The sequence below is a fragment of the Devosia sp. Root413D1 genome, assembly GCF_001425235.1.
Lineage (GTDB): Bacteria > Pseudomonadota > Alphaproteobacteria > Rhizobiales > Devosiaceae > Devosia_A.
The window spans coordinates 170,380-195,909 of record NZ_LMEA01000008.1 but is presented as its reverse complement, the minus strand read 5'-3'; the positions used below and the strand labels follow the sequence as shown (position 1 = coordinate 195,909).

Below are 25,530 nucleotides of genomic sequence, written 5' to 3'. Positions count from 1 at the left end.
ATACCAGAACCCATGTCCGAAAATCGACCGCTAAATGACGCCGAAGCCCGGGCGGCGCTCGACTGGTATCGCGCCGTCGGGGTCGATTTCGCCGTCGGTGAAGAGCCGGTCGACCGCTTTGCGGCGTCCACCGCCCCCTCCCGCGCCCGGCCGATCCCGGCGCCGGAAGCACCGGTCGCGGCGACTGCCGCTCCGGCCGCGGCGCCGATCGCCATCTCGCTGACCTCCGATCCGACCGAAACCACGGCGCTGGCCGCGGGCGCGCAGTCGCTCGACGAATTGCGCGCCGTGATGAACGCCTATGAGGGGTGCCTCCTCAAGAAGCGCGCCACGCAACTGGTGTTCGCCGACGGCAACCCGGAATCGGAGATCATGCTGGTGGGCGAAGGCCCTGGCGAGCAGGAGGACCTGCAGGGCAAGCCCTTCGTCGGTCGGGCCGGGCAGTTGCTCGACCGCATGCTGGCTGCGATCGGGCTCGACCGCAGCAAGGTCTACATCGCCAACATGGTTCCCTGGCGCCCGCCGGGGAACCGCGACCCCTCGCCCGAAGAAATGGCGCTCTGCACGCCGTTCCTGCTGCGGCAGGTTGAACTGGTGGCGCCAAAATTCCTGGTGACGCTCGGCAACGTGCCCACCAAGTCGCTGTTCCAGACCCAGAACGGCATCACTCGGATGCGCGGCCAGTGGTGTGACCTGACGATCAACAGCCACCAGACCCGGGCGCTGGCGACGCTCCACCCCGCCTATCTGCTGCGCACCCCCGCCAGCAAGGCGCTGGCCTGGCGCGACATGCTGAGTTTGAAGCAGGCGATCGACAGCTAGGTCCGCTGCTGGCGCTGCCGGAACGAAACGCCAATGTCACTGCTGTATTCCCGACGACTGCACTGATAATTCTAAAGGATTGCTCGCCCCGGCCTCGCGGCAGCCGTCACGGGCTAGACGTACGCGGGAGTTCCCCAGAGCAGCAAAGGACATCACGCCATGACCAGAACGGTACTATTTGCCGTTGCGGTAGCAAGCTTCGCTTTTGTGGCGCCAGCGATCTCCGAGCAGAAATCGGATACGGGATCGACGACGGACAATACCACCCTGCGCAAAGCGATCTACGAGATCTACGACCTCAACATGGAGGCGTACTACTCCAAGAACAAAACCAACAAGCAGCGTCAGGAGGCCTATACCTCAGCCCAACGGGCTATGTCGGACTTCCGGAAGAAAGGCTGCAAATACAAGGATGTCGTCAATTGACGACGTAGCCGGCCCGTGGACCGGCCATCCATGTGTCAGCAATTCGCCGTCAGGCGCCAGTGGCGTGGCGGGTGCGATACGCATCGCGCAGCAGCACGGCCATGAACAGCAGCATCGAGCTGATGGTCAGGATCGAGCCGGCCATCACCAGCGCGTAGGCGACCGAGCCGCCGCCGGTGAGCAGGATCGCGAGACCTCCCGTCATGCCCGGGAAACCCAGTGCCGCAATCCCGACCTGCAGCCGGGCCAGGCGACCGGGCGCATGCTGCCCCCCACGGTAGTAAAGGCCGTAGAGGAACATCGAAATCCAGCCGAGCAGGTTGAGGTGGGCATGCACGGGGGCGAGGGTGAAATCCTCGTTGGCCCCCATGAAGATGCCCAGACTCATGCCGACCAGCGCCGCCGCGGCGGCTATGATGAAGCAGAAGTGCCAGATCCGCATCATCAGCCCTCGACCGCCAAGTCGCGGCCGGCAGCAAGCGCCGCAGTGGTAGCGAGCGAGATCGAGCGCACCAGTGGATCGGCATGGCGATGTACCAGATGCCAGTCGGCGCCCTGGCGCCGGAACACCTGAGTGACGCGCAGCGACCAATCCTGTTTGGGCAGGCCGGAAACCTCGCCATCCTGGCGTTCGATATAGGCGAGCACGACCAGATCATCGGTCGCCACGGCCTGCACCAGCTCGAGACTGGCGTCACCATTCTGGAAGCGGGCCGCAAGCTCGGCCAGGTGCTGCGGCGAAGCGTCGAAGCCGTGGCTGGCCGGGCCGCCAAAGGGTTGCATCAGGGTGAAATCGTCGCCGAGACGGACGTGCTTGACCCACTCCTCCATCCGCCCGGCATTGAACAGCTGGGCCTGGCGCTCGGATCGGTCGACAAGGCTCGCAACCACCGCGTCGTGCGGCGCTTCGGCCTTTGCCGCCTTTAGCAGAAGCGGCGCGATCACACCGGCTGCGATGGCGAGCCGCCTCGAGAAAGCGCCAGGCATGGAAGCCGAGGAGCGGTCGTTATCTTTGGACTGGAACATCGGAGAAAACTCATGTCTGTGGCGCCCCGCCGTCTGGGCCGCCTTCTCAACCGGTCGGCGCGATGAAGCCAGTGACATGATTTCAGCGATATGCTGCACACGATTGATCAGCGGTGGCTGTCAATCCTGCCGGTCGATACGCCAGCGCCAGATTTGCATCCTCTCCTGCTCGAGCGCCCCGTCAAAGCGCATGCCGAGCTTCTGCAGCACGGCGTTCGAGGCGTTGGTCTCGGCCAGGGAGTGGGCAATGACGGCTCGGGCGCCGGCTTCGAAGGCCGTGGCGACCATCGCGCCGGCGGCCTCGGTGGCATAGCCGCGTCCCTGGTGCTCGGGGCCGATCTCGTAGCCAATCTCGACGACACCGTCGGCGTCGGGAGCGCCGACATAGCCACCATTGCCGATCAGCCTCGGCCCGTCGCGGTGGAGAAACAGGTACGGCGACCACGGCGCCGGCGCCTCGGGGAAGCCGGGACCGAACGCTTCGGGAAACTCCGGCCAGGCCGCCGGCAAAGTGACGCCGAGCAGCGCCGCAAACGCCTCGCGCGATTGCTGAAAGGCCTGCCGGTGTTCAGCTGTGAGCGGCACCAGCCGCAGTCGTGCGGTTATCATCTCGTCGTCTCTCATTACGCCCCGGCCTTCCTAAACCAGGTGATGTGGCCACACCGATACGCCGAAAAGCAGTGAATGGCGGCTGAACGCGTCGCGATTAGGCGGGGGGACCGGTCCCGGTCTTGACCCCTACTTAAGACTATCCAGCCAAGAATATTGATGGCGCTTGATTGTGCTGCCCGAATTTGGTCCGACTTGATAGGCAAGCGCCTCAGGACCCTGAACCCGCAGAAAGCGCCATGTCCTCCGCCCTCAAGATTTATGCCCTGTTCATCGGCTCGGCACTCCTGATGTTCGGAGGCGGCCTGCAGGGCCTCTTGCTCTCGGTGCGCGGCGCCGAGGAAGGGTTTTCGCTGACGGCGCTCGGCCTCATCGGTACCGGCTGGTCGGTGGGGTTCGTTGCCGGTTCGATCACCGTACCGCTGCTGGTCAAGCGAGTGGGGCATATTCGCGCCTACTCGATCATGGCGGCCATCGGCACCGTGACGATCCTGCTTAACCTGCTTTGGGTTCAGGATATCGGCTGGATCGTGCTGCGCGCCTTTTCCGGCTTCTGCTTCGCCGGCGCGGCGATGATCGTCGAGAGCTGGCTCAACGAGGTGGCGGACAATCGCAGCCGCGGCACGATCTTTTCGGTCTATACCACCATCAACATGGCCGCTTCGACCGTCGGTCAGCTGGCCATGGCGGTGACCGGCACTTTCGGCCATATCCCGTTCGTGGTCGGCGCCATTGCCTTCATCTGTGCGCTTTTGCCGAGCGCCCTGACCTCGACGCCGCAGCCGCGGCCGATCTCGTCGGCGCGGCTCGATGTGGTGCTGCTCTACAAGACCTCGCCGCTGGCGGTGATCGCGGCCTTTGCCTGCGGCATGGCCAACGGCACCTTCGGCACGCTGGCGCCGGTCTACGGCTTCGAGCAGAAACTCGATGCCTCGACCATCGCCTACCTGTTCGCCGTCACCGCAGTGGTGGGCGCCGTGGCGCAGACGCCGTTCGGGCGGCTCTCCGACAAGATCGACCGCCGGCTGGTGATCGTCGGGCTCAGCGGTTTTGCGGCAGTGATCGGCCTCGTCACCGTGCTGCTGAACCCGAGCAGCGGCGTGCTGATGTTCATCCTGTTCGGGCTCTACGGCTTCGGCGCCTACCCGCTTTATGCCATCGCCGTGGCGCATGCGAACGACTTCGCCAAGGAAGGCGAGTTCGGCCGCGTCGCCGGCGGCATGCTGCTGATCCTCGGCATCGGGCTCGCCATCGGGCCGATCATCGCCAGCTGGGTGATGAACGCCATCGCGCCGGTCGGCCTGTTCATCGTCACCGCCACCTTCCATGGAGCGCTTGCGGTTACGGCGTTCCTGCGCATGAAGATCCGCCCGGTGCGCGACGCCTCGGGCCGCGTCCGTTTCCGCGCCATGAGCGCCGAGAAGGGCGTATCGCCCGGCACCGTGACGCTCGATCCGCGCGGCGAGGAAAAGCCGACGCCCCGCCCGGCCACGCCGGCGGCGGCCCCCCAGCCCGAGGAAACCGAACTGCTGGTGCCCGATCCGATCGAGCCGACGGTGATCGTCGAACGGCACGTGAAAAACGATGCGCCCGGTGATACCGACAAGTCGGACAAGCCGAAGCCGGAGTAGCCCACATGTTCAAATCGGAGCTCGACCAGAGCAAGCCGTTCATACCGCTGTCGATCGCCGTGCTCGCGGTGTCCGACACCCGGACGCTGGAGACCGATACCGCGGGCGCCCTGCTGAAATCGCTGATGGAAGCCGACGGGCACAGTTGCTTCGAGCGCGCCGTAGTGCGCGACGACATCCACCAGATCCGCGCCAAGGTGATGGAGTGGGTGGTGAACGATGGCGTCGACGCGATCATCACCACCGGCGGCACCGGCTTTTCGGGCCGCGACGTGACACCGGAGGCGCTGGAGCCGCTGTTCCAGAAGCGGATGGATGGGTTTTCGGTGCTGTTCCACCAGTATTCCTCGACCACGGTGGGCACGTCCACTTTGCAGTCGCGCGCCACCGGCGGGCTGATCGGCGAGACCTTCGTCTTCGTCCTCCCCGGTTCGCGCGGCGCCTGCCGCGACGCGTGGGAGGGAATCCTGCGGGCCCAGCTCGACAACCGGCACAAGCCCTGCAACTTCGTCGAACTGATGCCGCGCCTCGCCGAGCGCTGACGCGCTTCAGGAACGGCTGTCGAACATCGACGTTCTCCCGCCAAAGGAGACATCCGATGATCCGCAAACTCAGGTCCGGCGAGTACCGGCTCTATTCCAAAAAGACCGATCCCAAGACCGGCAAGCGCCGCAACCTCGGCACCTTCGACAGTCGCGAGGCCGCCGAAAAACACGAGCGCGAAGTGCAGTACTTCAAGCGGCACTGACAAGCCGGCCCCGCGGCGCTAATCTCAGCTATGGCCAAGGACCAGAAAATCACCGTCGCCCTGACGCGCAAGCAGACCGCGCCGCGCAACGCCGCCGCCAAGTCGTTGCGCGAGGGGCTGTTCCAGCCCAAGGTCGAGGCGGATCCCAAGGCCTACAAGCGCAAGAACAAGCACAAGGCTGATCCGGTGTTGGAAGCCGAGAAGCAGGATGGCGAAGTCGAGTAACCTGAATCCAGTTCACTTGATGAATTTGCCGGCTTCAAGTTCATCTTGAGATTCAGGCCGCGCCGCGAAGCCCTTCCAAAAACACGTTCATTTCCCATTCAGCCGGCGCAATTCAATTGCGATGCCCACGGTCCGGTGCCACTTTGCGGCACTTGAGGGTCTTTGGTTTGCCGCGTTTTCGAACCTGAGAGCGCGTTTGAGCATCACATGCGGAGGGCTCCATGACTGGGTTGATCATTCTGGCGATCGTCGTCGTCGCCATCGGCTACGCGATCTTCGTCTACAACGATCTGGTGTCTAAGCGTCAGCTCAAGGAAGAAGGCTGGTCGGGCATCGACGTGCAGCTGAAGCGCCGCACCGACTTGATCCCTAACCTGATGGAGACGGTGAAGGGCTATATGGGCCACGAGCGCGAAACGCTCGAGGCCGTTACCCAGGCCCGCGCCGCCGCCACCGCCGGGGCCAATGCCGGTCCGGCCGAGCGCAGTGCGCTGGAAGGCGCGCTGTCGGGTGCGCTGGGCAAGCTCCTCGCCATTGCCGAGGCCTACCCGGACCTCAAGGCCAACACCACCTTCCTCGAGTTCCAGAGCGCGCTGCAGAACGTCGAAGACGAAATCCAGCTGGCGCGCCGCTACTACAATGGCTCGGTGCGCAACCTGAACACCGCGGTCGAGAGCTTCCCCTCCAACGTCGTCGCCAACGCCTTCAAGTTCGAGAAGGCCGAGTATTTCGAGCTGGAGAACGAAGCCGACCGGGCTGTGCCTTCGGTGAAGTTCTGACGTCGAGCGTCAGGTGGAGAACCCGGTGGCTGTGGACCCCCACCCCTGTCCCCTCCCCGCAAGGGGGAGGGAGACGCATACTGCGACGCCAGTGTTCTGGTCTCCCTCCCCCTTGCGGGGAGGGGACAGGGGTGGGGGGCAGCTAGCCACCGCAATTGCAGCAATTCTGCTGGCACTCCTCACCCTGCTCTTCGCCCTCCCCGCGGCTGCCCGCGAAGCCATCACCTCGTTCTCATCCGCCGTCACCCTCAACACCGATGGCTCGGTCGACGTCATCGAGACCATCGAGGTCAATGCCGAGGGCTATGAGATCCGCCGCGGCATCTATCGCGACATCCCGCTGATCCTGATCAATCCGGACAACTCGCGGCTCCGCTCCGACCTCACGGTGAAGACTGTGCTCCGCGACGGCCGGGCGGAACCCTATTCGCTCGACAATATCGGCGCCGGCTTCAAGCGCATCCGTATCGGCGATGCCGACGTGCTGCTGAGCTATGGCCGGCACAAGTACACCATCCACTACAGCATGACGCGGATGGGTCGCAGCTTTGCCGACCACGACGAGCTGTTCTGGAACGCCACCGGCAACTACTGGAATTTTCCGATCGACCAGGCCGTCGCCTCGATCACCCTGCCCAAGGGCGCCGTGATCGACCGACTGGTCGGCTATACCGGTGCGCCCGGCTCGATGGAGCAGGCCGTCACCATCACCCGCACGTCCGACAACACGGCGATCTTCCGGGTGAACCGGCCGCTGAGCTCGGGCGAAGGCGTCAGCGTGGCGGCGTCGTTTCAAAAGGGCATTCTCGCCGAGCCGCAGGGACTAGACCGGCTGCTCTACTGGCTGAGCGACCATCGCGACATCGTGGTGCCCGGCATCGCGGTCGGCCTGGTGCTGCTTTACAACCTCCTCGCCTGGAGCGCGGTTGGCCGCGACCCGAAGAAAGGCACGATCATCCCGCTGTTTCATCCCCCCAAGGGGTTCTCGCCGGGGCTCGCCGAATATGTCGACGGCATGGGTTGGGAAAAGAGCGGCTGGACCGCCTTTACCGCCTCGATCTTCGACCTCGGGGTCAAGGGGCTGGTGAAGATCGACAATCCGGGCAAGACTTTGAGTGTGACGGTAACCGGCAAGGCGCCGCCGGACGATCTCGGGGCAGCCGAGCGGCTGCTGTTCGACTACTTCAAGTCGCAGGGCAAGGTGACGGTCAACACCACCACCGGCCCCAAGCTGAACGAGACGCGCGGCCAGTTCGTCTCGGCCATCGAGACCGAGAACCGGCTGGTCTATTTCAGGAACAATACCGGCTACATCCTGGTGGGGGTCGGGTTTTCGCTATTGATCCTCCTCGGCATGGTGGTGTTCGACCTGATCGACCCGATCACGCTGGTCTTCGCCGGTGCCGGCGCGCTGTTCCTCGGCATTCTGGGCGGTGTGCTCAGGGGGCTGTGGCGCAGCCCGATCCTGTCCAAGATCATCTTCGCAGTGTGGGCGGTGATCTTCGGCGGCAACCTGATCGGCGCCGGTGCGAGCTTTCTCGGTGACTTCCGGATCGGCGAGTTCCGTCCCGATGCGGCGCTGATCGGCGCCGCATCGATCATCTTCGTCAATGTGCTGTTCGCCGTGCTGATGCGGGCGCCGACGGTGCAGGGCCGTCAGGTCATGGACCAGCTCGACGGCTTCAAGATGTACATGAACACCGCCGAAAAGAACCGGCTGAACATGACCAACGAGCCGCCGATGACCGTGGAGCGCTTCGAGCGCATCCTGCCCTACGCCATTGCGCTGGGTGTCGAAAAACCGTGGTCCGAGCACTTTGAAGCGGAACTCGCCCGCAACGCCGTCGCCGACGCAGAGGGCAGCAGCTACGCGCCGGGCTTCTATACCGGTCGCAACTGGTCGAACAGCTCGGGGGGCTTTGCCAACTCGGTGTCGTCGGTGGCATCAGGCATGAGCGCTGCCATGGTCGCTGCGCAGCCGAGCTCATCGTCGGGCTCGGGCTTTTCCAGCGGCGGCGGTGGCGGAGGTGGCGGCTCCGGGGGTGGCGGAGGCGGTGGTGGCGGGGGTGGGTGGTAGCGCCCGAGCCGCGGCGAGCCGGCGGGTTGGTTGAACATCGAGTTCCAAAGATACCCCCACCCCTGTCCCCTCCCCGCAAGGGGGAGGGAGACGCTCACACTGACGTCGGTGTTTTGGTCTCCCTCCCCCTTGCGGGGAGGGGACAGGGGTGGGGGTGCTCTTCCCGCACCGGTCTATCGGATGAGGACGCGCACCCCGCAATGGACAATCTCCCCTGCCCTTGCTAGGCAAACCGCGCTTTCAAACGCCCGGTTAAGAGATGCCCGAACTCCTCGTTGAACTGTTCTCGGAAGAAATCCCTGCGCGCATGCAGCGCAAGGCCGCCGAGGATCTGAAGAAGGCCGTGACCAATGCGCTGGTCGATGCCGGCCTCGTCTACGAGGGCGCCAAGGCGTTCGTCACGCCACGCCGGTTGGCGCTGACAGTTACCGGGCTCCCGGCCCGTTCCCCCGACACCCGCGAAGAACGCAAGGGCCCGCGGGTCGGCTCGCCGCAGCAGGCGATCGACGGCTTCCTCAAGGCCGCGGGACTGGGCTCGATCGAAGAGGCCAAGATCGAGGCCGACCCCAAGAAGGGCGAGTTCTACGTCGCGCATATCAAGAAGAAAGGCGCCGAGGCGACCGACATTCTCGCGACCCTCTTACCCAAGGTGATCACCGGCTTCGACTGGCCGAAATCCATGCAGTGGGGCAATGGCGGGCTGACCTGGGTGCGGCCGCTGCGCGCTATCACCGCGACGTTCGGCACCGACAATGACGAGCCGGTGGTCATCCCGTTCAAGTCGAACACTGTTGCTTCCGGCCAGACCACCTTCGGCCACCGCTTTCTCGCGCCCGACGCGATCCGGGTGAAGCGCTTCGACGATTACGTGCAGGCGCTGGAAAAGGCCAAGGTCGTTCTCGACATCGACCGGCGCAAGGAAATCATCAAGGCCGACGCGGACAACCTCGCCTTCGCGCAGGGGCTTAGCGTCATCCATGACGAAGGCCTGCTCGAAGAAGTCGCCGGCCTCGTCGAATGGCCGGTGGTGATGATGGGGTCGTTCGACCCGGCCTTCCTCGAAGTGCCCGAGGAAGTGATCATCGCCACCATTCGCGCCAACCAGAAATGCTTCTGCCTGCGCGATAGTTCGGGCAAGCTGGCGCCCTTCTTCATCATCACCTCGAACCAGGTCGCAGCCGATGGCGGCAAAACCATCGTTGCCGGCAACGAGCGGGTCATCCGTGCCCGCCTGTCGGATGCGCGGTTCTTCTACCAGACCGACCTGGCGCTGCCGCTCGAGCATGGCCTGCCCAAGCTCGAGGAGAGCGTGTTCCACGCCAAGCTCGGCACGCAGTTCCAGCGCGTCGAACGGCTGGTGAAGCTCAGCGGCGAGATCGCTCCCAAGGTCGGGGCCAAACCCGACCTGGCCAAGCGTGCCGCGATGCTGGCGAAGGCCGACCTCACCACCGGCATGGTCGGCGAGTTCCCCGAGCTGCAGGGCATCATGGGCCGCTATTATGCGCTGGCGCAGGGCGAGCCGATGGCCATCGCCAATGCGATCGCCGACCATTACAAGCCGCTCGGCCCCACCGACCTGGTGCCGGGCGAACCGGTCGCCATCGCCGTGGCGCTGGCCGACAAGCTCGATACGCTGAAGGGCTTCTGGTCGATCGACGAGAAACCCACCGGCTCGCGCGACCCGTTTGCGCTGCGTCGCGCGGCGCTGGGCGTCATCCGCATCGTCACCGACAACAACCTGCGCTTCCCGCTCGAGGTCGAGCCGGACCTGCTGAGCTTCTTCCACGACCGGCTGAAGGTGACGCTGCGCGATGCCGGCGCCCGCCACGACCTGGTCGATGCGGTGATCGGCAAGGACAGCAACGACATGCTGGAGATCACCGAGCGGGTCGAGGCGCTGTCGAGGCTGCTCGGCTCGGAAGACGGCAAGAACCTGCTCGCCGGCTACAAGCGCGCCGCCAACATCCTCGCCGCCGAGGAAAAGAAGGACGGCAAGGGCTTTGCCGCGCCGGTCGACCCGGCGCTGCTGTCGCTCAATGAGGAAGCGGCGCTGGCCGAGGCCATCGCCTCGGTCGATGTGGCCGTCGCTGCCAAGGTCGCCGCCAACGACTACCAGGGCGCCATCACCGCACTCGGCACGCTGCGCCAGCCGGTCGACAAGTTCTTCGAAGCGGCGCTGGTCAACGATCCGGATGCGGCGATCCGCACCAACCGCCTGAGCCTTCTCACCAAGCTGCGCGACACTATGCGGCTGGTGGCGGATTTCTCGAAGGTCGCGGGCTAGGGTTAGCAGTCCTTCGCCAGTTCCATGAAGGCACGGACGTTCGCGGTGACAAAGCGTTGCGCGGGGTAGACGAAGTACACGTTGCCGGGCTCGGTGCTGTACTCGGGCAGAACGCGCTCGAGCGATAGCTCCGGCGTCAGCCGGGTGAAGTCGGGCAACGGCCCGATCCCCAAGCCTCGCAGCACCAGACTGCGAACGGTCTGCATGTCGTCGGCTTTGAGCCGACCCTCGGGAAGCGCAAAACTGTGGTTGCCGGCGATCAGCCGAAAGCCCTGCGGGATGCGCGAAAATCGGATGATGTCGTGGCCGGCGAGCTCGTCGGGCGAAGCGGGACGGCCGCGACGATCAAGATAGGCGGGGCTGGCCCACAGGCCGAGGACCGCCGATGCGAGGCGGCGGCTCACCAGTGTCGAGTCCTGCATCGGGCCGACGCGGAGCGCGAGGTCAACACCTTCGGCGATAAGATCGACGATACGACTGGTGACGATGAGCTCGATATCGGCCTTCGGGTAGGCGGCCAGAAACTCAGCGCAGAGGGACGGCAGCACTGTGTTGGCGACGTCGGCGGACGCGGTGATCCGCAGCAGCCCGGTGGGCTCGGTGCCGGTCGCCGCCAGTTGGCTCTCTCCCGCCTCCAGCGCGTTGAGCGCTTCGATGCAGTGGCCAAAATAGGCTGCGCCCGCCTCGGTCACATGCATACGCCGGGTCGAGCGCTGGATCAGCGTGACACCCAAGCGCTCCTCGAGTCGGGCGATCCGCGCCGAAACCGTGGTTGTCGGCATGCCGAGGAGCCGGGCCGCCGCAGCAAAGCTGCCGGCCTGCACCACGCGGACGAAGACATCGATTCCTTCGAGTACCATCGGCGCATTATGCAGATTCCTGCACGATGTTTCCAGCTGAACTGTGATTGTGGGATAAATCGTCGCTCACTACGTTCCGGGTCTTGCGATGGCATGGGGCCATCCACGAAGGTTGGGCTCGGCGCATGGATTTCCTCACTTCCCTCAATTTCTGGCTGTGGACTGCTCAGGTTGTTCTCGCACTGCTCTACCTGATGGCGGGAGGCATGAAGGCGATCCGCCCAATCGCCGACCTCACCAAGATGATGGCTTGGCCCGCCGAGTACCCGCGGCTCACGCGCTTCGTCGGCTGGGCCGAGGTGCTCGGCGCCATCGGCCTGATCCTGCCGATGCTGACCGGCATCCTGCCCTGGCTCACGACGCTTGCTGCCGTCGCACTGGTGCTGGTGCAGATCCTGGCGATCGGCTTTCACGCCCGGCGCGGCGAGACCGCCAAATCGCTGCCGATGAACCTGGTTCTGCTGGCGCTCGCGGTGTTCATCGCCTGGGGCCGCTGGGGCCTGTTCGGGGGCTGAGCCGCACCCGCTCAAGGGCCGCGATACGGCGCGGCCCTCTGCAGATTTCTCCCGGGGGTGGCGGGGTTACAACCCGAACGTCACGTTGCCCGCGTCATCCATGGAAAAACCCGGATTCCAGGCGACTTCCCATGCATGGTCATCGGGGTCGGTGACATAGCCGCGCAGCCCGCCATGCGGCGGGACGTCGGCCGGACGGATGACCCTGCCACCGGCCGCCGCCAATTGCGCGATCAGCGGCGCCACTTCGCCCGCAGTGGCGACGTTGTGGGCTAAGGCGAAGGCACCCGGCGTCCGCAGCCCGGTGCGGTTCATGTCCGCCTCCAGCTCAGCGGTCAGGAAGGTACCGAGCACCATGCCGTTGAGCTGGTAGAAGACGATCACATCGCTCTCATAGACCGGCGTCCACCTGAACCCTTCGCTGTAAAAGCGCCGCGAGCGGGCGAGGTCGGTGGTGCCGAGGGTAATGACGGAAACTGCAGGCTTCATTTGGCCAAGACCTTTCACTGCGCCGCTCCCCGATGGAGCAGCGTTCAAGGCCATGGGACTCAGTCGCCGAAGCGAAGGCCAGGACCGCCGAAGCGGGACAGGGCTAACCGCACCTGCCTCTCCTTTTCTGACCCAACTAAGCTAGCAGCCGGCGCCATCGGGTCAATGCCGCGGCGGTCTCTCTCCACCGGTTTGTTCTTGTTCCGTTCTCATTGGGATGCTATTCCTAATGGAACGTTACCCGTGGCGAGTCGCTTAAGGGTTTGGAGAACGGACATGCGGGTCAGCGCCCCCAATTTCGAGCAGCTGGAGCGATTGAACGGCACGCGCGATGCGGACCTGATCGCGCGGCGTTACGTCGACCCGGCGCTCAATCGTGGCCGTGGCGCGCAGACCAACAAGGGCAGTCGCTTCGATCGGCAGAGCCGCGAAGAGTTCGACGACGGTTGGGGACAGGTCGAGGATTTGAAGCCGTTCGAAACCATCGAGCATGTCGAGCGCGCCAAATCGATCATCACCCGCAACGAAAGCCCGGATATCGGCTTTGATCGCTCGATCAACGCCTATCGCGGCTGCGAGCATGGGTGCTCGTATTGCTTCGCCCGCCCGACCCACGCCTATCTCGGGCACTCGGCGGGGCTGGAGTTCGAGCGCGACATCTATGTGAAGGCCAACGCCGTCGAGCTGCTGCGGCGCGAGCTGGCCGACAAGCGCTATAAGCCCAAGCCCATCGCCATGGGCACCAATACCGACCCGTACCAGCCGGCGGAGCGGCAGCATAAGCTGACCCGCGGCATCCTCGAATTGCTGCTCGAGACCAAACACCCGGTGACCATCACCACCAAGTCGGCGCTGGTGGTGCGCGATCTCGACATCCTGAAGCCGCTCGCCGAGCAGAACCTGGTGCGCGTGGCGCTCTCCATCACCAGCATGGATCATATCCTGTCGCGCAAGATGGAGCCGCGGGCCTCGACGCCGGAAAAGCGCCTGGAAGCGATGCGGCTGCTGTCGGAAGCCGGCATTCCGACCACGGTAATGGCGGCGCCGATGATCCCGGCGATCAACGACATGGAGCTCGAACGGATCCTCGACGCCGCGGCGGCGCAGGGCGCGGTAGGCGCCAATGCCATCCTGCTGCGGCTGCCGGGGGAAGTGCGAGACATTTTTCGCGAGTGGCTGCTGCGGCATTTTCCCGATCGGGTAAGCCACGTGATGAGCCTCGTGCGGGACACGCGTGGCGGCAAGGACAATGACCCGAACTTCGGCACACGCTTCGTCGGCGAGGGTCCATATGCCACCCTGCTGCGCCAGCGCGTCGACCTCGCCAAGGCGCGCTACAAGCTCGACCGGCCGATCGCGCCGCTGCGCACCGATCTGTTCACGCCGCCGACGGTGGACGACGGACAGATGACGTTGTTCTGAGCGGGATCCGTGGCTCCCAGGACCCCCTCTCTGGCAAAATCTAAGGCTTAGCCAAACGGCTAAACCTAAGATTTTGCTTTCTCCCCCGCCAAGGGGGAGAGTCCCGACTGCTGCTCCAATGCGGATGGAGGCCACCGACCATCTCCCCCTTGGCGGGGGAGAAAGCGAAAACTTGGGCTTAGCGCAGCTAAGTCCTTAGTTTTCGCCAGAGAGGGGGACGTGAAGCACGCGCAAGGATGCGCCCGACGTCCACCGCGGTTTCGCCAATCTCGAGGCGTACGACGCCGAGCGAGAGGAACGAGAAGCTGGTAACACAGATGCCACTTGCCCCGCAGGCGTGCATGGCGATGCTTGAGGACATGCCCTCCGATTCGCCCGTCATTATCAGCAAGCCGACGCTCAAGTTCGAGCGTGCCGCCATCAAGCGCGGGGCGAAATTCGTTTGCGGCGTCGATGAGGTCGGACGCGGCCCGCTGGCCGGGCCGGTGGTGGTTTCGGCGGTGATCCTCAACCATCGCAAGGTGCCGGAAGGTCTCAACGACTCCAAGGTGTTGACCGCCGCGCAGCGCGAAGCGCTGTACGAGAAGATCATGGCGTCGGCCATCGTTTCGATAGTGGTGGCGCCGCCGACGATCATCGCACAGCTCAACATCCTGCAGGCCTCGCTCTGGGCGATGCGCAAGGCGGTGCTGGGCCTGCAGGTGAAAGCCGACCACATCCTGGTCGATGGCAACAAGCTGCCCAAGGACCTGCCCTGCCCCGGCGAGGCGATCGTCGGTGGCGACGGGCGCTCGGTATCGATTGCCGCGGCCTCGATCGTCGCCAAGGTGACGCGCGACCGGATGTGCCTGATCATGGACTGCGAGGAGCCGCAATTCGGCTTTTCGAGCCACAAGGGTTATGCGGCGCCGCAGCATCTCGAAGCCCTCACCACGCATGGCCCGGGCCGCCATCATCGGATGGATTTCGCCCCCTGCATCCAGGCGCAGCGGATGAAGACGATCGCCGCCTGAGGCGGACGACACGTATACGCGCCTTAACCTCTCGCTAACCGCGAAGCTTAAATCCCCTTTAACCCTAACGCCTTACAACCGATCCCGTTAGTACTGCGTCAGGGTTCGAGTTATGTTGCGTACCGCGCGTATGGCGGCTTCCGCCAATGCGGAGGGGAGCCTGCTCCCCATCGACACCATCCTTGTGGGCGATTGCATCAAGCACATGAATGCCTTGCCGGCCGGCTCGGTTGACCTCGTATTCGCAGACCCGCCTTACAACCTGCAGCTGGACCAGGGCCTGACCCGGCCGGACCAGTCGCGCGTTGCCGGCGTCGACGACGATTGGGACAAGTTCGACAGCTTCGCCCATTACGACATCTTCACCCGCGCCTGGCTGAAGGCCGCGCGGCGCATCCTGAAACCGGATGGCGCCATCTGGGTGATCGGCTCGTACCACAACATCTTCCGCGTCGGTGCGGCGTTGCAGGATCTCGACTACTGGCTCCTCAACGACGTGATCTGGCGCAAGGCCAACCCGATGCCCAACTTCCGCGGCACCCGGTTCACGAACGCGCACGAGACGCTGATCTGGGCCGCCAAGGATCGCGACAGTCGCGTCACCTTCAACTACGAGCAGATGAAGCAGGCCAATGACGACGTGCAGATGCGCTCGGACTGGCTGTTCCCGATCTGCACCGGGGCCGAGCGCCTGAAGGACGACGACGACGAAAAGCTGCACCCGACGCAGAAGCCGGAAGCCCTGCTCTACCGGGTGATCAGCGCGACGACCAAACCCGGCGACGTGGTGCTCGATCCGTTCTTCGGCACCGGCACCACCGGCGCGGTGGCCAAGAAACTCGGCCGCCACTTCATCGGCATCGAACGCGAGGACACCTATATCGCCGGCGCGCTGAAGCGCATCGCCTCGATCCGCCCGCTCAACGCCGCCACCATCGAGACGGCAGTATCGAAGCGCGCCGCACCGCGCGTGGCCTTCGGTTCGCTGGTCGAAATGGGGCTGATCGCCCCGGGCACCGAGCTCTACGATGATCGCCAGCGCTGGAGCGCACTGGTGCGCGCCGATGGCTCGCTGGTCTCGGGCGGCCATATGGGTTCGATCCACCGGGTCGGCGCGCTGGTGCAGGGGGCAGAGGCCTGCAACGGCTGGACCTTCTGGCATGCGCGGCAGGGCAGCCGGCTTGCCCCTATCGACGATCTGCGCAGCCAGGTGCGCGCCCAGATGGAACGACTTTCGGCCTGAATCTGACCTCCAATTCAACTCAGGCTGCGCTCGCCGCCGGCTCGAAAGAGCCGGCGGCTTTCGTTTGTGGGGATGATCTTGTGAGCCAAACTCACCAACCCACAGGGTGTCATCCCTGCGAAAGCAGGGACCCATCCCACCGCCTGCGCCAGCTGAGAGTTGGGTCCCTGCTTTCGCAGGGATGACATCGAGTGGGTTGGACTGCCGAGGCTCCCCTTACTCCACTCCAGCAGCGGCCAGCACTTTGCGGAAGACGCTCGGCAGGGCTTCGGCATCGAGTTCGCGCGGATCGGCCCACCAGCCCGCCTTGAGCTCGGCCGGATCGGCCACCACAGCCGACCATACGTCGAGCTCGAGCCGGAAATGGGTAAAGACGTGGACAACCTGTCCATCATAGCGCCAGTCGGACGCCACTGGATGCACCACGGCGCGCTTTTCCGGCGTCCAGTCCGAGACCGGTATCTCGGTCATCTGCGCCAGCAGCCCCTTCTCGGCCCGGGTCTGCAGGTACACATCGCCATCGGTGTCGCGCATGACGAAGGCATGGCCGTAGCGGGTCGGACGGTCGGCCTTCTCAGGCTTCACGGGATAGAGCAGCGGATCGAGGTTGGCGCCGCGGCAGCCCGGCTGGATCGGGCAGAGCATGCAACTGGCGTTGCGCGGCGCGCAGATGGTGGCGCCAAGATCCATCAGCGCCTGCGCGAAGTCCCCCGCCCGCTCAGGCACCACCGCCTGCACCGTCCCCCGCACCAGGTCCTTGGCGTCGCGCACCGGCACGTCGAGCGCCAGGTAGCGCGCCACCACCCGGTCGACATTGCCATCGACCACCGCCACCCGCTCGTCGCCGGTGATCGCGGCAATGGCTGCGGCGGTGTAAGGCCCGATGCCGGGCAAGCTCAGCAGTTCGGCCGAGCTGGTCGGGAAGCGGCCGCCAAAACGCTCGACCACGGCTTTGGCGCAGGCGTGGAGGTTGCGGGCCCGGGCGTAGTAGCCGAGCCCTGCCCATTCGACGAGCACGGCTTCGAGCGGCGATGCGGCGAGATCGGCGACGGTCGGCCAGAGGTGGAGGAAGCGCGCGTAGTAGCGCCCGACCGCTGCAACCGTGGTCTGCTGCAGCATGATTTCGCTGAGCCAGACGCGATAGGGATCGGCTAGGATACCGCGGGCGCGGTCGGCCGGGCCGACCCGCCATGGCAGACTGCGCGCATGCCGATCGTACCAGGCGAGCACGGCGGCGGCGTCTAGCGGCACGGGGTTTTGCTGGGGCGCGGCATTTGACATGATAGCGGCCACAGATGGCGCGCCGCAGCAGCGGGCGCAAGCGGCGGCGGGAAGTTGTTACCAGTGGCGGACAAGCCTAAATCGAAACCCAAGGACGATGCGCCGCCCAAACGGCTCAACCGCGCCGTCGGCGTGGCCGAGGCGCTTGGCGGGGTGCTCGATCCGGCGCTGAAGAAGCGCGGCTTTGCCAGCCGCGACATCCTCTCGCACTGGCCGACCATCGCGCCGGCGCCGTACGACAAGGTGACTCGGCCGGACAAGCTGAGCTGGCCGCGCGGCGAAAAAGGCGCCGAGGGGGCGACGCTTTACCTCCGCTGTCACCCCGGCCATGCCCTGGCGCTGGCGCACGAAGGTCAGCGGGTCGCGGCCTCGATCAACCGGTATTATGGCTATTTCCTCGTCGGGCAGGTCCGGCTCAGTGCCGAACCGTTCGCGATCGAGGACACAGTGCCCGAGACAGTCCCGGCGCTGCCGGAGGTCGCCCGGGCGCGGATCAGCCGCACGGTCGAGCGGGTCAGCGATCCCGGGGTACGTGACGCCCTCAGACAACTCGGACAGGCGATCGCCCGGAGAAAGCCCGATTGATCAGTGCCTGTTCCGCGTTGCCATTCGAGCGCAGCTCGCATGGCCTTCGCGCCTCAAATCGCTCCACCGGAGCGGTTTGCCCTGCGGGACATCGCGAAGTGTTCATCGCCGGTTGAACTTGCCCGGCCTAGTTTGCCCCGATATTAGGGCGAGCAACGAAAAAACGGAGTGAAACTCGTGGCCAACCGTCGCAACATTCTCATCGGGTCCGGCGCAGCTGTCGTCGCGGCAGCGGCGGGGACCAGCGTGTCCTTCCTGTTCGGCGCCACCGGCGCCCTCGCCCAGCAGTTCGACCAGGCCAAGCTGATGGCGCCGGCCGGCGGCGTTGCCGACCACCCGCTTGGGCCGGCGGACGCCAAGGTGACGCTGATCGAGTACCTGTCGCCGACCTGCCCGCACTGCGCTGCGTTCACCAACACCGTCTATCCGCAGCTCAAGACCGAGTACATCGACACCAACAAGATCCAGTTCATCCCGCGCCCGTTCATGCGCAACGTGCTGGATGCCGTGGTGTTCATGCTCGCCGAAGCGGCTGGCCCGGAGAAGTACCACGAGGTGATCGACACCTTCTTCAAGACGCAGGACCAGTGGGCTGCATCCAACACGCCCAATGACGCCATCTTCGGCATCGCCCAGCAGCTTGGTTTTACCAAGGAAACCTACGACGCTGCCTTGACGAATCAGGACCTGTTCAAGGGACTGGAAGCGGTGCGGGATCAGGCGCTGGACGAGTTCAAGCTCCAGGGCACGCCGACGTTCTACATCAACGGCAAGATGCTGACTGGAGAAAACTCGTTTGAGGCTCTCAAGGCCGAAATCGATCCGCTGCTCTCCTAACGCGCTGCCCCCCAGGGGCGCGCGATGAAATTCACGCGCCTCAAACTGCACGGCTTCAAATCCTTCTGCGACCAGACCGAGCTCTACCTGGAGCCCGGTCTGTCCGGCGTGGTGGGACCCAACGGCTGCGGCAAATCCAACCTCGTCGAAGCGCTGCGCTGGGTGATGGGTGAAAGCTCGTACAAAGCGATGCGGGCTTCGGGCATGGACGACGTGATCTTTTCCGGCTCGGGTAGCCGGCCCGGTCGCAACACCGCCGAAGTCACCCTCGTTCTCGACAATTCCGACCGCACTGCCCCGGCCCCGCTCAACAACGCCGACGTGCTGGAAGTTACGCGGCGGATCGAGCGCGAAGAAGGCTCGGTCTATCGCGTCAACGGCAAGGAAGTCCGGGCGCGCGATGTGCAATTGCTGTTCGCCGATGCCTCGACCGGCGCCCACTCCCCTGCCCTCGTTCGCCAGGGCCAGATCGGCGAACTGATCGCCGCCAAGCCGCAGCAACGCCGGGCGTTGCTCGAAGAGGCCGCCGGCATTTCGGGGCTGCACTCGCGCCGGCATGAGGCCGAGCTCAGGCTGCGCGCGGCGGAACAGAATCTCGAACGCGTCGACGACGTCATCGCCCAGGTCGAGCAGCAGCTCGAAACGCTGAAGCGACAGGCCCGGCTGGCCGTGCGCTATCGCGCCCTGAGCGGCGATATCCGCAAGGCCGAAGCAACGCTGTTTCACATCCGCTGGATCGCCGCGCGCTTCAACGAGAAGGATGCCGAGGCCGCGCAGGCCAAGCTGGTGCGTGATCTTGCCGAAGCGCAGCATATCGAGCTCGAAGCCCAGAAAGTGGTGTTCCTCGCCGACAAGGCGCTGGCGCCATTGCGCGACAAGGAAGCCGCCGCCGGCGCCGTGCTGCAGCGGCTGACCATTCTCGCCGAGCAGCTCGAGGGTGAGGCAAGACGGGCTGCGGCGCGGCTCAATGAACTCGGCGAACGGCTGAAACAGATCGAACAGGATGCGGTGCGCGAGCGCGCGCTGGTCGGCGAGAGCGACGACGCCCTCGAGGCGGCGCATGAAGAGCGCAGCCGCCTCGAAGCGGAAGCGGCGGGCGAACAGCAGGCGCTCGAAGCCGCGCGGGCGGCGACCGAAGCCGCGCAAAGCGAAGTGGCCAAGGCCGAGGGTGAGGCCCGCGCCGCCGCCGATGCCCTGGCGCAGTTGCGGGCCCGACGCGGCGCAGCCGAGCGCAGCGTTGCCGAGGGGCGCTCGCGGGTGACACGACTCGAGACGCAGATCGCCGACGTGGCGCGCGAAGCCGAGCAACTGGCACGCACCCTCGGCGCCGACGCGACGCTGAACGCCGGGCGCGAAGCGCTCGACATGGCGCAGAACCATGCCAAGGCGGCGGAAACTGCCGCCGTCACCGCCGAGACTGCCGCTGTCGCCGCGCAGGCCGCCGCCGACGCGCTGCGCCCGGAACTGCAGCAGATCGAGGCAGCGTTGAACCGGCTGGAAGCCGAGGCGCAGACGCTGAGCCGTATCCTCAACCATGGCGGCGCCAGCAAGTGGCCGGCAGTGGTCGATCAGCTCAAAGTTGCAGCGGGCTATGAAACGGCGCTCGGCGCGGCGCTCGGCGACGATCTCGATGCCTCATCCGATGCCGGCGCGCCGTTGCACTGGGCCGGCGCCGCTGCCGGCGCCGACCCGACCTTGCCGGCGGGCGCCACGCCGCTATCGCAGTTCGTGTCAGGCAGCTCGCTGCTGAAACGCCGGCTCGACCAGATCGGGCTGGTCGACGCGGCAGACGCGGCTCGGCTGATGGCGCAGCTGCAGCCCGGACAGCGGCTGACCACCAAGGCCGGCGGGCTGTGGCGCTGGGACGGTTTCGTCGCCGCCGCCGATGCGCCGACTGCTGCGGCGGAGCGGCTGGCGCAGCGCAACCGCCTGGCCGAGCTCGAAGCCGAAGTGGAGGACGTACGGGCCCGGCGCAACAGCCGGCGTGCCGATGCCACGGCGCTGGCCGAAGCGCTGAACGCGGCCCGCACCGACGAGCGGCTGAAGCGCGACGCCTGGCGGAACGCGCAGCGCGAGATTGCCGTCGCGCAGGGCGAGCTGGACAAAGCGCAGCGCGCCATCAGCGATCTCGCCGCGCGCCAGGTGGCGCTCGACGAAACGCGGACCCGGCTCGATGCGAACCTCGCCGAGGCGGTGGCTGCGGCCACCGAGGCAGAGCTGTTGCTGTGGGACGCCGGCGATGAAACCGAAGCTGCGGCTTTGGCGACATCACTGCAGTCACTGCTCAGCGGGCTGCGCGAGAAAGCCGATCAAGCGCGGCTGAAGCTCGGCGGCTTCGAGACGGCGGCGCGGATGCGCAGTTCGCGTCTCACCCAGATCGCCGCGGACGTTGCCGCATGGTCCCGCCGTCGTGAGGGCGCCGCTGGGCAGCTGGCAACGCTCGACGCCCGTACCGCCGAAGTGCGCGAGCAGATCACCGTGCTGCAGGCGTCGCCTGAGAGCCTGGCCGAGCGCCGCCGCACCCTCGACGCCGAGATCGCCGTGGCGCGCGAGGCGCACAAGGCGGCGACCGATGCGCTTGGTGTCGGCGACACCCGGCACCGCGAGGCGGACAAGGCGCAGCGGCTGGCGCATGACGCGCTCTCCGGCTTCCGGGCCGAGCTGGCGCGGGTCGAGGAGCGGATCAAGGGCCTCATCGCGCAGCGCCACCAGATCGAGCGGCAGGTGCACGAGACGCTCAACGTCGAAGCATCGCAGACGGCGCAGCTCGCCGGTATCAGGCCGGAACACGCTTTGCCTGCCGAGCCCCAGGTCGAATCGCAGGTCGACCGGCTGAAGGCAGAGCGCGAGCGGCTGGGCGGGGTGAACCTCGGCGCCGAAAAGGAATCCGAAGAGGTCCGTGAAAAGCTCGACCTGATGGTCAAGGATCGCGACGACCTGATCGCCGCGATCGCCAAGCTCCGCGGCGGCATCCAGAGCCTCAACCGCGAGGGCCGGCAGCGGCTCAACGAGGCGTTCGAGAAGGTCAACGCGCATTTCCAGGAGCTGTTCACCTCGCTGTTCGGCGGTGGTACCGCCGAGCTGCAGTTCGTCGAGAGCGACGATCCGCTGGAGGCCGGGCTCGAGATTCTCGCACGGCCGCCGGGCAAGAAGCCGACAACCATGACGTTGCTGTCGGGCGGCGAGCAGGCGCTCACGGCGATGTCGCTGATCTTTGCGGTGTTTCTCACCAACCCGGCGCCGATCTGCGTGCTCGATGAGGTCGACGCGCCGCTCGACGACGCCAATGTCGAGCGCTTCTGCAACCTGCTCGACATGATGACCGAGCGGACGGAAACCCGCTTCCTGGTGATCACCCACAATCCGATTACCATGGCCCGGGTCGACCGGCTGTTCGGCGTCACCATGGCCGAGCGCGGGGTCAGCCAACTGGTCTCTGTGGACCTCAAGGGCGCCGAGGCAGCGGTGCGGGTGGCGAGCTGACGCCCCATCCTTGCCGCAATAGTGGCGGCCAGAGTCGCGATGACTCAATGTCACACCTCCTTTCGTCGGATAAACTTCCTTATTTATCAAAGCGTTAGCAGTCTGTTCACAGCCTTGACACTGGTAGGGGGCGCCACTATGTTGCCCGCGACTTCGAGGGGCTCCAGTTCCTGTTAAGGCCCGGAGGCGCATGGGAGAGCGGGATGGCAAAGTCACGCAATACCGGGCGCTCGCCGAGTGATGGGAAATCAGGGTCGCTGACCTCGGATCTTGCAGCTCGCATCAAGCGGGCGCAGGCCTCCGAGCAAGCACCGGGCGACGCGGAAATTGCTGCGGCCAACCGGAACATGTCCGGCTGGAACCGGGGCATGCGACTCGGAACGGAATTTATTGCGGCCATCCTGGTCGGCGCGGGTATCGGTTACCTGCTCGATCTGTGGCTGAGGACCGGTCCCTGGCTGATGCTGGTGATGTTGCTGGTCGGCTTTGCGGCGGGCGTGCTCAACGTGGTGCGTTCTGCAGCGGAAATGAACCGGGCGGCGCCGCCGCCCACGGTCGCCATGCGCGCGCCGGACGACGAAGAAGACGAGTGAAGGCTCCAAGCCTAAAGGGAACAGCAGTTGGCCGATCCGAATAAAGTCGACCCGATCCACCAGTTCCAGATCACCGATATCGTCTCCTTCGGTGAAGGCGGCGTTTCCTTCACCAACTCAGCCCTGTTCATGGTGCTGTCGGTTGGTGTCATCGCCCTTTACCTCCTGCTCTCGACGCAGAAGCGCAGCCTGGTGCCGAACCGGGTGCAGCTGGTCTCCGAGATGCTCTACGAGTTCGTCGCCAAAATGGTGTCGGACTCGGCCGGCAAGGCTGGCATGAAGTTCTTCCCCTTCGTGTTCTCGCTGTTCATGTTCGTGCTCGTCGCCAACATGTTCGGCATGATCCCGTTCTTCTTCACCTTCACCAGCCACATCATCATCACCTTCGCGCTGGCGCTCCTGGTGTTCGTGGTGGTCATCGTCTACGGCGTCTACAAGAACGGGCTGAAGTTCTTCAAACTGTTCGTGCCGTCGGGTGTGCCGGGCTATGTGCTCCCCATCGTGGTGCCGATCGAGGTGGTTTCCTTCCTCTCGCGCCCGATCTCGCTCTCGGTTCGTCTCTTCGCCAACATTCTCGCCGGTCACATCACCCTCAAGGTGTTCGCGGGCTTCATCGTGACGCTGGGTGGCCTGGGCTTTCTCGGCTGGCTCGGTGCGCTGCTGCCGCTGATCATGACCGTGGCGATCACGGCGCTCGAATTCCTCGTGGCGGCCCTGCAGGCCTACGTCTTTGCAGTGCTGACCTCGATGTACATCAACGATGCGATCCATCCGTCGCATTGATCTAGGCCGGTTCACAGTGAGGCGACGGCAAGCGTCGCCAATCGGTCGCAAAATGGAGCAGACTACAAATGGAAGCTGAAGCAGCAAAGTTTATCGGCGCGGGTATTGCGGCCGTGGGTATGGCCGGCGCCGCCATCGGCGTGGGCAACATTTTCGGTAGCTTCCTGTCGGGCGCACTGCGCAACCCGGCAGCGGCTCAGGGCCAGTTCGGTAACCTGATTTTCGGTTTCGCCGTGACCGAAGCTCTGGGCATTTTCTCGTTCCTGATCGCGCTCCTGCTGCTGTTCGCAGTCTGATTTCGCGACGGGCTGCGCTAGCGCAGACCGAGTAAGGGCTCCGGGTTTCGATCCGGGGCTTTAACGGCCGCAAAAGGGTTTCGAGATGGCGGGTTCAGCCCAAGACATCATTATCGTGGCGCAGGCCGAAAGTGGCGACGCGCTCCAGCAGGGCGAGGTCGTCGCACCCGCCGAGGAGCATGCCGCCGAAGGTGAGCATGCAGCACCGGCCGACGCCCATGGCGCGACCGACACGCATGCTTCGACCGAGGCGCATTCGGAGGTGTTTCCGCCCTTCGATCCGGCGAGCTTCGGTGGCCAGCTGCTCTGGCTCGCTATCACCTTCGCAGCGCTGTATTTCCTGATGAGCCGCGTGGCCCTGCCCCGCATCGGCTCGATCCTCGAAACGCGCCGGACCCGTATCGAAGGCGACCTGAAGGAAGCCGAGCGGCTCCGCCAGGAGACCGAGAAGGCCGCCGCCGCCTATGAGGCAGCGCTGGCCGAGGCCCGCAAGAACGCCCACGGCATCGCCGAGGAAACCCGCGCCGGGATCAAGGCCGACATCGACGGCCGCCGTGCCGACGTCGAGGCCACGCTGGCAAAGCGCGTCTCGGAAGCCGAGGCCCGCATCCAGGCCGACAAGGACGCGGCGCTCGCCAATGTTGGCGGCATCGCAGCCGAGACCGCCCAGGCGCTGGTCGCCAAGATCTCGGGCACTGTCACCGCGGCTGAAGCCCGCGCCGCGGTCGCCGCGGTTTCGAAGGAGTAAGGCAGCATGTGGGCCTTCGGGTTTGACGCCACCACCGGCGCCACCATCTGGGCAACCATCGCGCTGGTGATCTTCATCGGTATCGTCGTCTATTTCGGCGTGCCCAAGATGATCACCAAGATGCTCGATGAGCGCATCAAGAAGATCGAGACCGACCTCGCCGAAGCCGAGGCGCTGCGCGCCGAAGCGAAGGCCCTGCTCGAGGACTACGCGCGCCGTCGCGAGGAAGCCGAGAAGGAAGCCGAGGACATCGTCACCGCGGCGCGCGAAGAAGCGTTCCGGCTGACCGCCGAGGCCAAGTCGTCGCTGGAGGCCATGGTGGCCCGTCGCGAGAAGGCCGTGGCCGACAAGATCGCCCAGGCGGAAGCCCAGGCCGTCGCCGAAGTCCGCGCCCGCTCGGCCGACCTCGCCGTCGAAGCCGCCCGCTTGCTGCTGGAAAAGCAGGTTGCTGCCAAGGGTGACGTGTTGGTTGACCAGGCCATCAAGGACGTCGCAGCCCGCCTGAACTAAGGTTCGGTTGCAGAGCTGAAGATCGAAATGCCCGCGCCAGCGGGCATTTTCTTTTGGAGCGATGCACTTCCTTCTCCCTTGCGGAGGAGAAGGGAACTCTGGGGCTAGCTCCTTAGCCAAACCTGGGGCGTGGCAAGGGTCTTGCCGGGGGCACTCCGGCTGTCATCCCAGCGAAAGCTGGGACCCATTTGTCAGCTGGCGCGGGCGGCGAGTTGGGTCCCAGCTTTCGCTGGGAATGACATCGA

27 protein-coding genes are annotated in these 25,530 nt (G+C 65.4%); 21 read left to right on the top strand and 6 right to left on the bottom strand.

The window, feature by feature from the left end:
* Window positions 1-12: 12 nt before the first annotated feature.
* The gene (locus tag ASC89_RS09460; protein ID WP_055997030.1) at window positions 13-822 is read left to right on the top strand and encodes a uracil-DNA glycosylase family protein; all 810 of its coding nucleotides are present in this window, start codon (window positions 13-15) and stop codon (window positions 820-822) included.
* Between the two features lie 159 nt (window positions 823-981).
* Window positions 982-1,248 (top strand): hypothetical protein, encoded by a 267-nt coding sequence (locus ASC89_RS09455; protein ID WP_055997027.1) that lies wholly within the window; start codon window positions 982-984, stop codon window positions 1,246-1,248.
* A gap of 49 nt (window positions 1,249-1,297) precedes the next feature.
* Here ASC89_RS09455 and ASC89_RS09450 read toward each other — a convergent pair whose 3' ends face one another.
* The 3 genes from ASC89_RS09450 to ASC89_RS09440 all read right to left on the bottom strand — a co-directional run bounded on the left by ASC89_RS09450 (window position 1,298) and on the right by ASC89_RS09440 (window position 2,883).
* Window positions 1,298-1,693: a hypothetical protein gene (locus ASC89_RS09450; protein ID WP_055997025.1), complete on the bottom strand. Its 396-nt coding sequence runs from the start codon at window positions 1,691-1,693 to the stop codon at window positions 1,298-1,300.
* Window positions 1,693-2,274 (bottom strand): DUF4440 domain-containing protein, encoded by a 582-nt coding sequence (locus tag ASC89_RS09445; protein WP_244488429.1) that lies wholly within the window; start codon window positions 2,272-2,274, stop codon window positions 1,693-1,695. The genes ASC89_RS09450 and ASC89_RS09445 overlap by 1 nt, the downstream gene beginning before the upstream one ends.
* A 120-nt stretch (window positions 2,275-2,394) precedes the next feature.
* Window positions 2,395-2,883: a GNAT family N-acetyltransferase gene (locus ASC89_RS09440; protein WP_055885080.1), complete on the bottom strand. Its 489-nt coding sequence runs from the start codon at window positions 2,881-2,883 to the stop codon at window positions 2,395-2,397.
* Between the two features lie 239 nt (window positions 2,884-3,122).
* Here ASC89_RS09440 and ASC89_RS09435 point away from each other — a divergent pair, with 239 nt between their 5' ends.
* From ASC89_RS09435 to glyS, 7 genes are all read left to right on the top strand, one after another.
* A complete protein-coding gene (locus ASC89_RS09435; protein WP_055885078.1) occupies window positions 3,123-4,514 on the top strand; it encodes an MFS transporter in 1,392 nt (463 codons plus the stop codon).
* A gap of 5 nt (window positions 4,515-4,519) precedes the next feature.
* A complete protein-coding gene (moaB, locus tag ASC89_RS09430) occupies window positions 4,520-5,056 on the top strand; it encodes a molybdenum cofactor biosynthesis protein B (RefSeq protein ID WP_055885075.1) in 537 nt (178 codons plus the stop codon).
* A gap of 56 nt (window positions 5,057-5,112) precedes the next feature.
* On the top strand, window positions 5,113-5,262 hold the full coding sequence (locus ASC89_RS28790) for a hypothetical protein (RefSeq protein WP_156384559.1): 150 nt from the start codon (window positions 5,113-5,115) through the stop codon (window positions 5,260-5,262).
* Window positions 5,263-5,292: 30 nt separating this feature from the next.
* Window positions 5,293-5,487, top strand: a complete 195-nt coding sequence (locus tag ASC89_RS09425) for a hypothetical protein (RefSeq protein ID WP_055997022.1) — start codon at window positions 5,293-5,295, stop codon at window positions 5,485-5,487.
* Window positions 5,488-5,717: 230 nt separating this feature from the next.
* Entirely contained in the window at window positions 5,718-6,266 is a 549-nt protein-coding gene (locus ASC89_RS09420; protein ID WP_082528474.1) for a LemA family protein, read from the top strand.
* 112 nt (window positions 6,267-6,378) lie between these two features.
* Window positions 6,379-8,343 carry a DUF2207 domain-containing protein gene (locus tag ASC89_RS09415; protein ID WP_055997019.1) on the top strand — a complete coding sequence of 655 codons (1,965 nt, stop codon included), beginning with the start codon at window positions 6,379-6,381 and terminating at the stop codon, window positions 8,341-8,343.
* Window positions 8,344-8,602: 259 nt separating this feature from the next.
* Window positions 8,603-10,627, top strand: a complete 2,025-nt coding sequence (gene glyS / locus ASC89_RS09410) for a glycine--tRNA ligase subunit beta (protein ID WP_055997015.1) — start codon at window positions 8,603-8,605, stop codon at window positions 10,625-10,627.
* Between the two features lie 2 nt (window positions 10,628-10,629).
* On the opposite strand, the gene ASC89_RS09405 is transcribed toward glyS, so the two are convergent.
* Entirely contained in the window at window positions 10,630-11,487 is an 858-nt protein-coding gene (locus tag ASC89_RS09405; protein WP_055997012.1) for a LysR family transcriptional regulator, read from the bottom strand.
* A gap of 125 nt (window positions 11,488-11,612) precedes the next feature.
* On the opposite strand from ASC89_RS09405, the gene ASC89_RS09400 reads away from it, so the two are divergent.
* Window positions 11,613-12,002, top strand: coding sequence for a DoxX family protein (locus ASC89_RS09400; RefSeq protein WP_055885055.1), 390 nt, complete (start codon window positions 11,613-11,615; stop codon window positions 12,000-12,002).
* A gap of 66 nt (window positions 12,003-12,068) precedes the next feature.
* Here the strand turns inward: ASC89_RS09400 and ASC89_RS09395 are convergent, their stop codons facing one another.
* A complete protein-coding gene (locus tag ASC89_RS09395; protein ID WP_055885052.1) occupies window positions 12,069-12,491 on the bottom strand; it encodes a VOC family protein in 423 nt (140 codons plus the stop codon).
* Window positions 12,492-12,767: 276 nt separating this feature from the next.
* Here ASC89_RS09395 and ASC89_RS09390 point away from each other — a divergent pair, with 276 nt between their 5' ends.
* The 3 genes from ASC89_RS09390 (at window position 12,768) to ASC89_RS09380 (ending at window position 16,169) form a co-directional block, all read left to right on the top strand.
* Complete coding sequence (locus ASC89_RS09390; protein ID WP_055885049.1) at window positions 12,768-13,913, top strand: PA0069 family radical SAM protein; 1,146 nt, start codon at window positions 12,768-12,770, stop codon at window positions 13,911-13,913.
* Window positions 13,914-14,254: 341 nt separating this feature from the next.
* Window positions 14,255-14,926 (top strand): ribonuclease HII, encoded by a 672-nt coding sequence (locus ASC89_RS09385; RefSeq protein ID WP_244488428.1) that lies wholly within the window; start codon window positions 14,255-14,257, stop codon window positions 14,924-14,926.
* 112 nt (window positions 14,927-15,038) lie between these two features.
* A complete protein-coding gene (locus ASC89_RS09380) occupies window positions 15,039-16,169 on the top strand; it encodes a site-specific DNA-methyltransferase (protein WP_055885046.1) in 1,131 nt (376 codons plus the stop codon).
* Window positions 16,170-16,385: 216 nt separating this feature from the next.
* Here the strand turns inward: ASC89_RS09380 and ASC89_RS09375 are convergent, their stop codons facing one another.
* The gene (locus ASC89_RS09375) at window positions 16,386-17,450 is read right to left on the bottom strand and encodes an A/G-specific adenine glycosylase (protein ID WP_055885041.1); all 1,065 of its coding nucleotides are present in this window, start codon (window positions 17,448-17,450) and stop codon (window positions 16,386-16,388) included.
* 63 nt (window positions 17,451-17,513) lie between these two features.
* Between ASC89_RS09375 and ASC89_RS09370 the strand changes: the two genes are divergently transcribed.
* The 8 genes from ASC89_RS09370 (at window position 17,514) to ASC89_RS09335 (ending at window position 25,285) form a co-directional block, all read left to right on the top strand.
* Window positions 17,514-18,035: a DUF721 domain-containing protein gene (locus ASC89_RS09370; RefSeq protein WP_055885038.1), complete on the top strand. Its 522-nt coding sequence runs from the start codon at window positions 17,514-17,516 to the stop codon at window positions 18,033-18,035.
* 177 nt (window positions 18,036-18,212) lie between these two features.
* Window positions 18,213-18,872: a thioredoxin domain-containing protein gene (locus ASC89_RS09365; protein ID WP_156384558.1), complete on the top strand. Its 660-nt coding sequence runs from the start codon at window positions 18,213-18,215 to the stop codon at window positions 18,870-18,872.
* A gap of 24 nt (window positions 18,873-18,896) precedes the next feature.
* A complete protein-coding gene (locus ASC89_RS09360; protein WP_055997009.1) occupies window positions 18,897-22,355 on the top strand; it encodes a chromosome segregation SMC family protein in 3,459 nt (1,152 codons plus the stop codon).
* A 203-nt stretch (window positions 22,356-22,558) separates the two neighbouring features.
* Window positions 22,559-22,948, top strand: a complete 390-nt coding sequence (locus ASC89_RS09355) for an AtpZ/AtpI family protein (protein WP_055885030.1) — start codon at window positions 22,559-22,561, stop codon at window positions 22,946-22,948.
* 27 nt (window positions 22,949-22,975) lie between these two features.
* A complete protein-coding gene (locus ASC89_RS09350; RefSeq protein ID WP_055885026.1) occupies window positions 22,976-23,731 on the top strand; it encodes a F0F1 ATP synthase subunit A in 756 nt (251 codons plus the stop codon).
* 68 nt (window positions 23,732-23,799) lie between these two features.
* The gene (locus ASC89_RS09345; protein WP_055885023.1) at window positions 23,800-24,027 is read left to right on the top strand and encodes a F0F1 ATP synthase subunit C; all 228 of its coding nucleotides are present in this window, start codon (window positions 23,800-23,802) and stop codon (window positions 24,025-24,027) included.
* Window positions 24,028-24,112: 85 nt separating this feature from the next.
* Entirely contained in the window at window positions 24,113-24,775 is a 663-nt protein-coding gene (locus tag ASC89_RS09340; protein WP_082528427.1) for a F0F1 ATP synthase subunit B, read from the top strand.
* Between the two features lie 6 nt (window positions 24,776-24,781).
* Window positions 24,782-25,285: an ATP F0F1 synthase subunit B gene (locus tag ASC89_RS09335; RefSeq protein ID WP_055885020.1), complete on the top strand. Its 504-nt coding sequence runs from the start codon at window positions 24,782-24,784 to the stop codon at window positions 25,283-25,285.
* Window positions 25,286-25,530 lie beyond the last annotated feature (245 nt).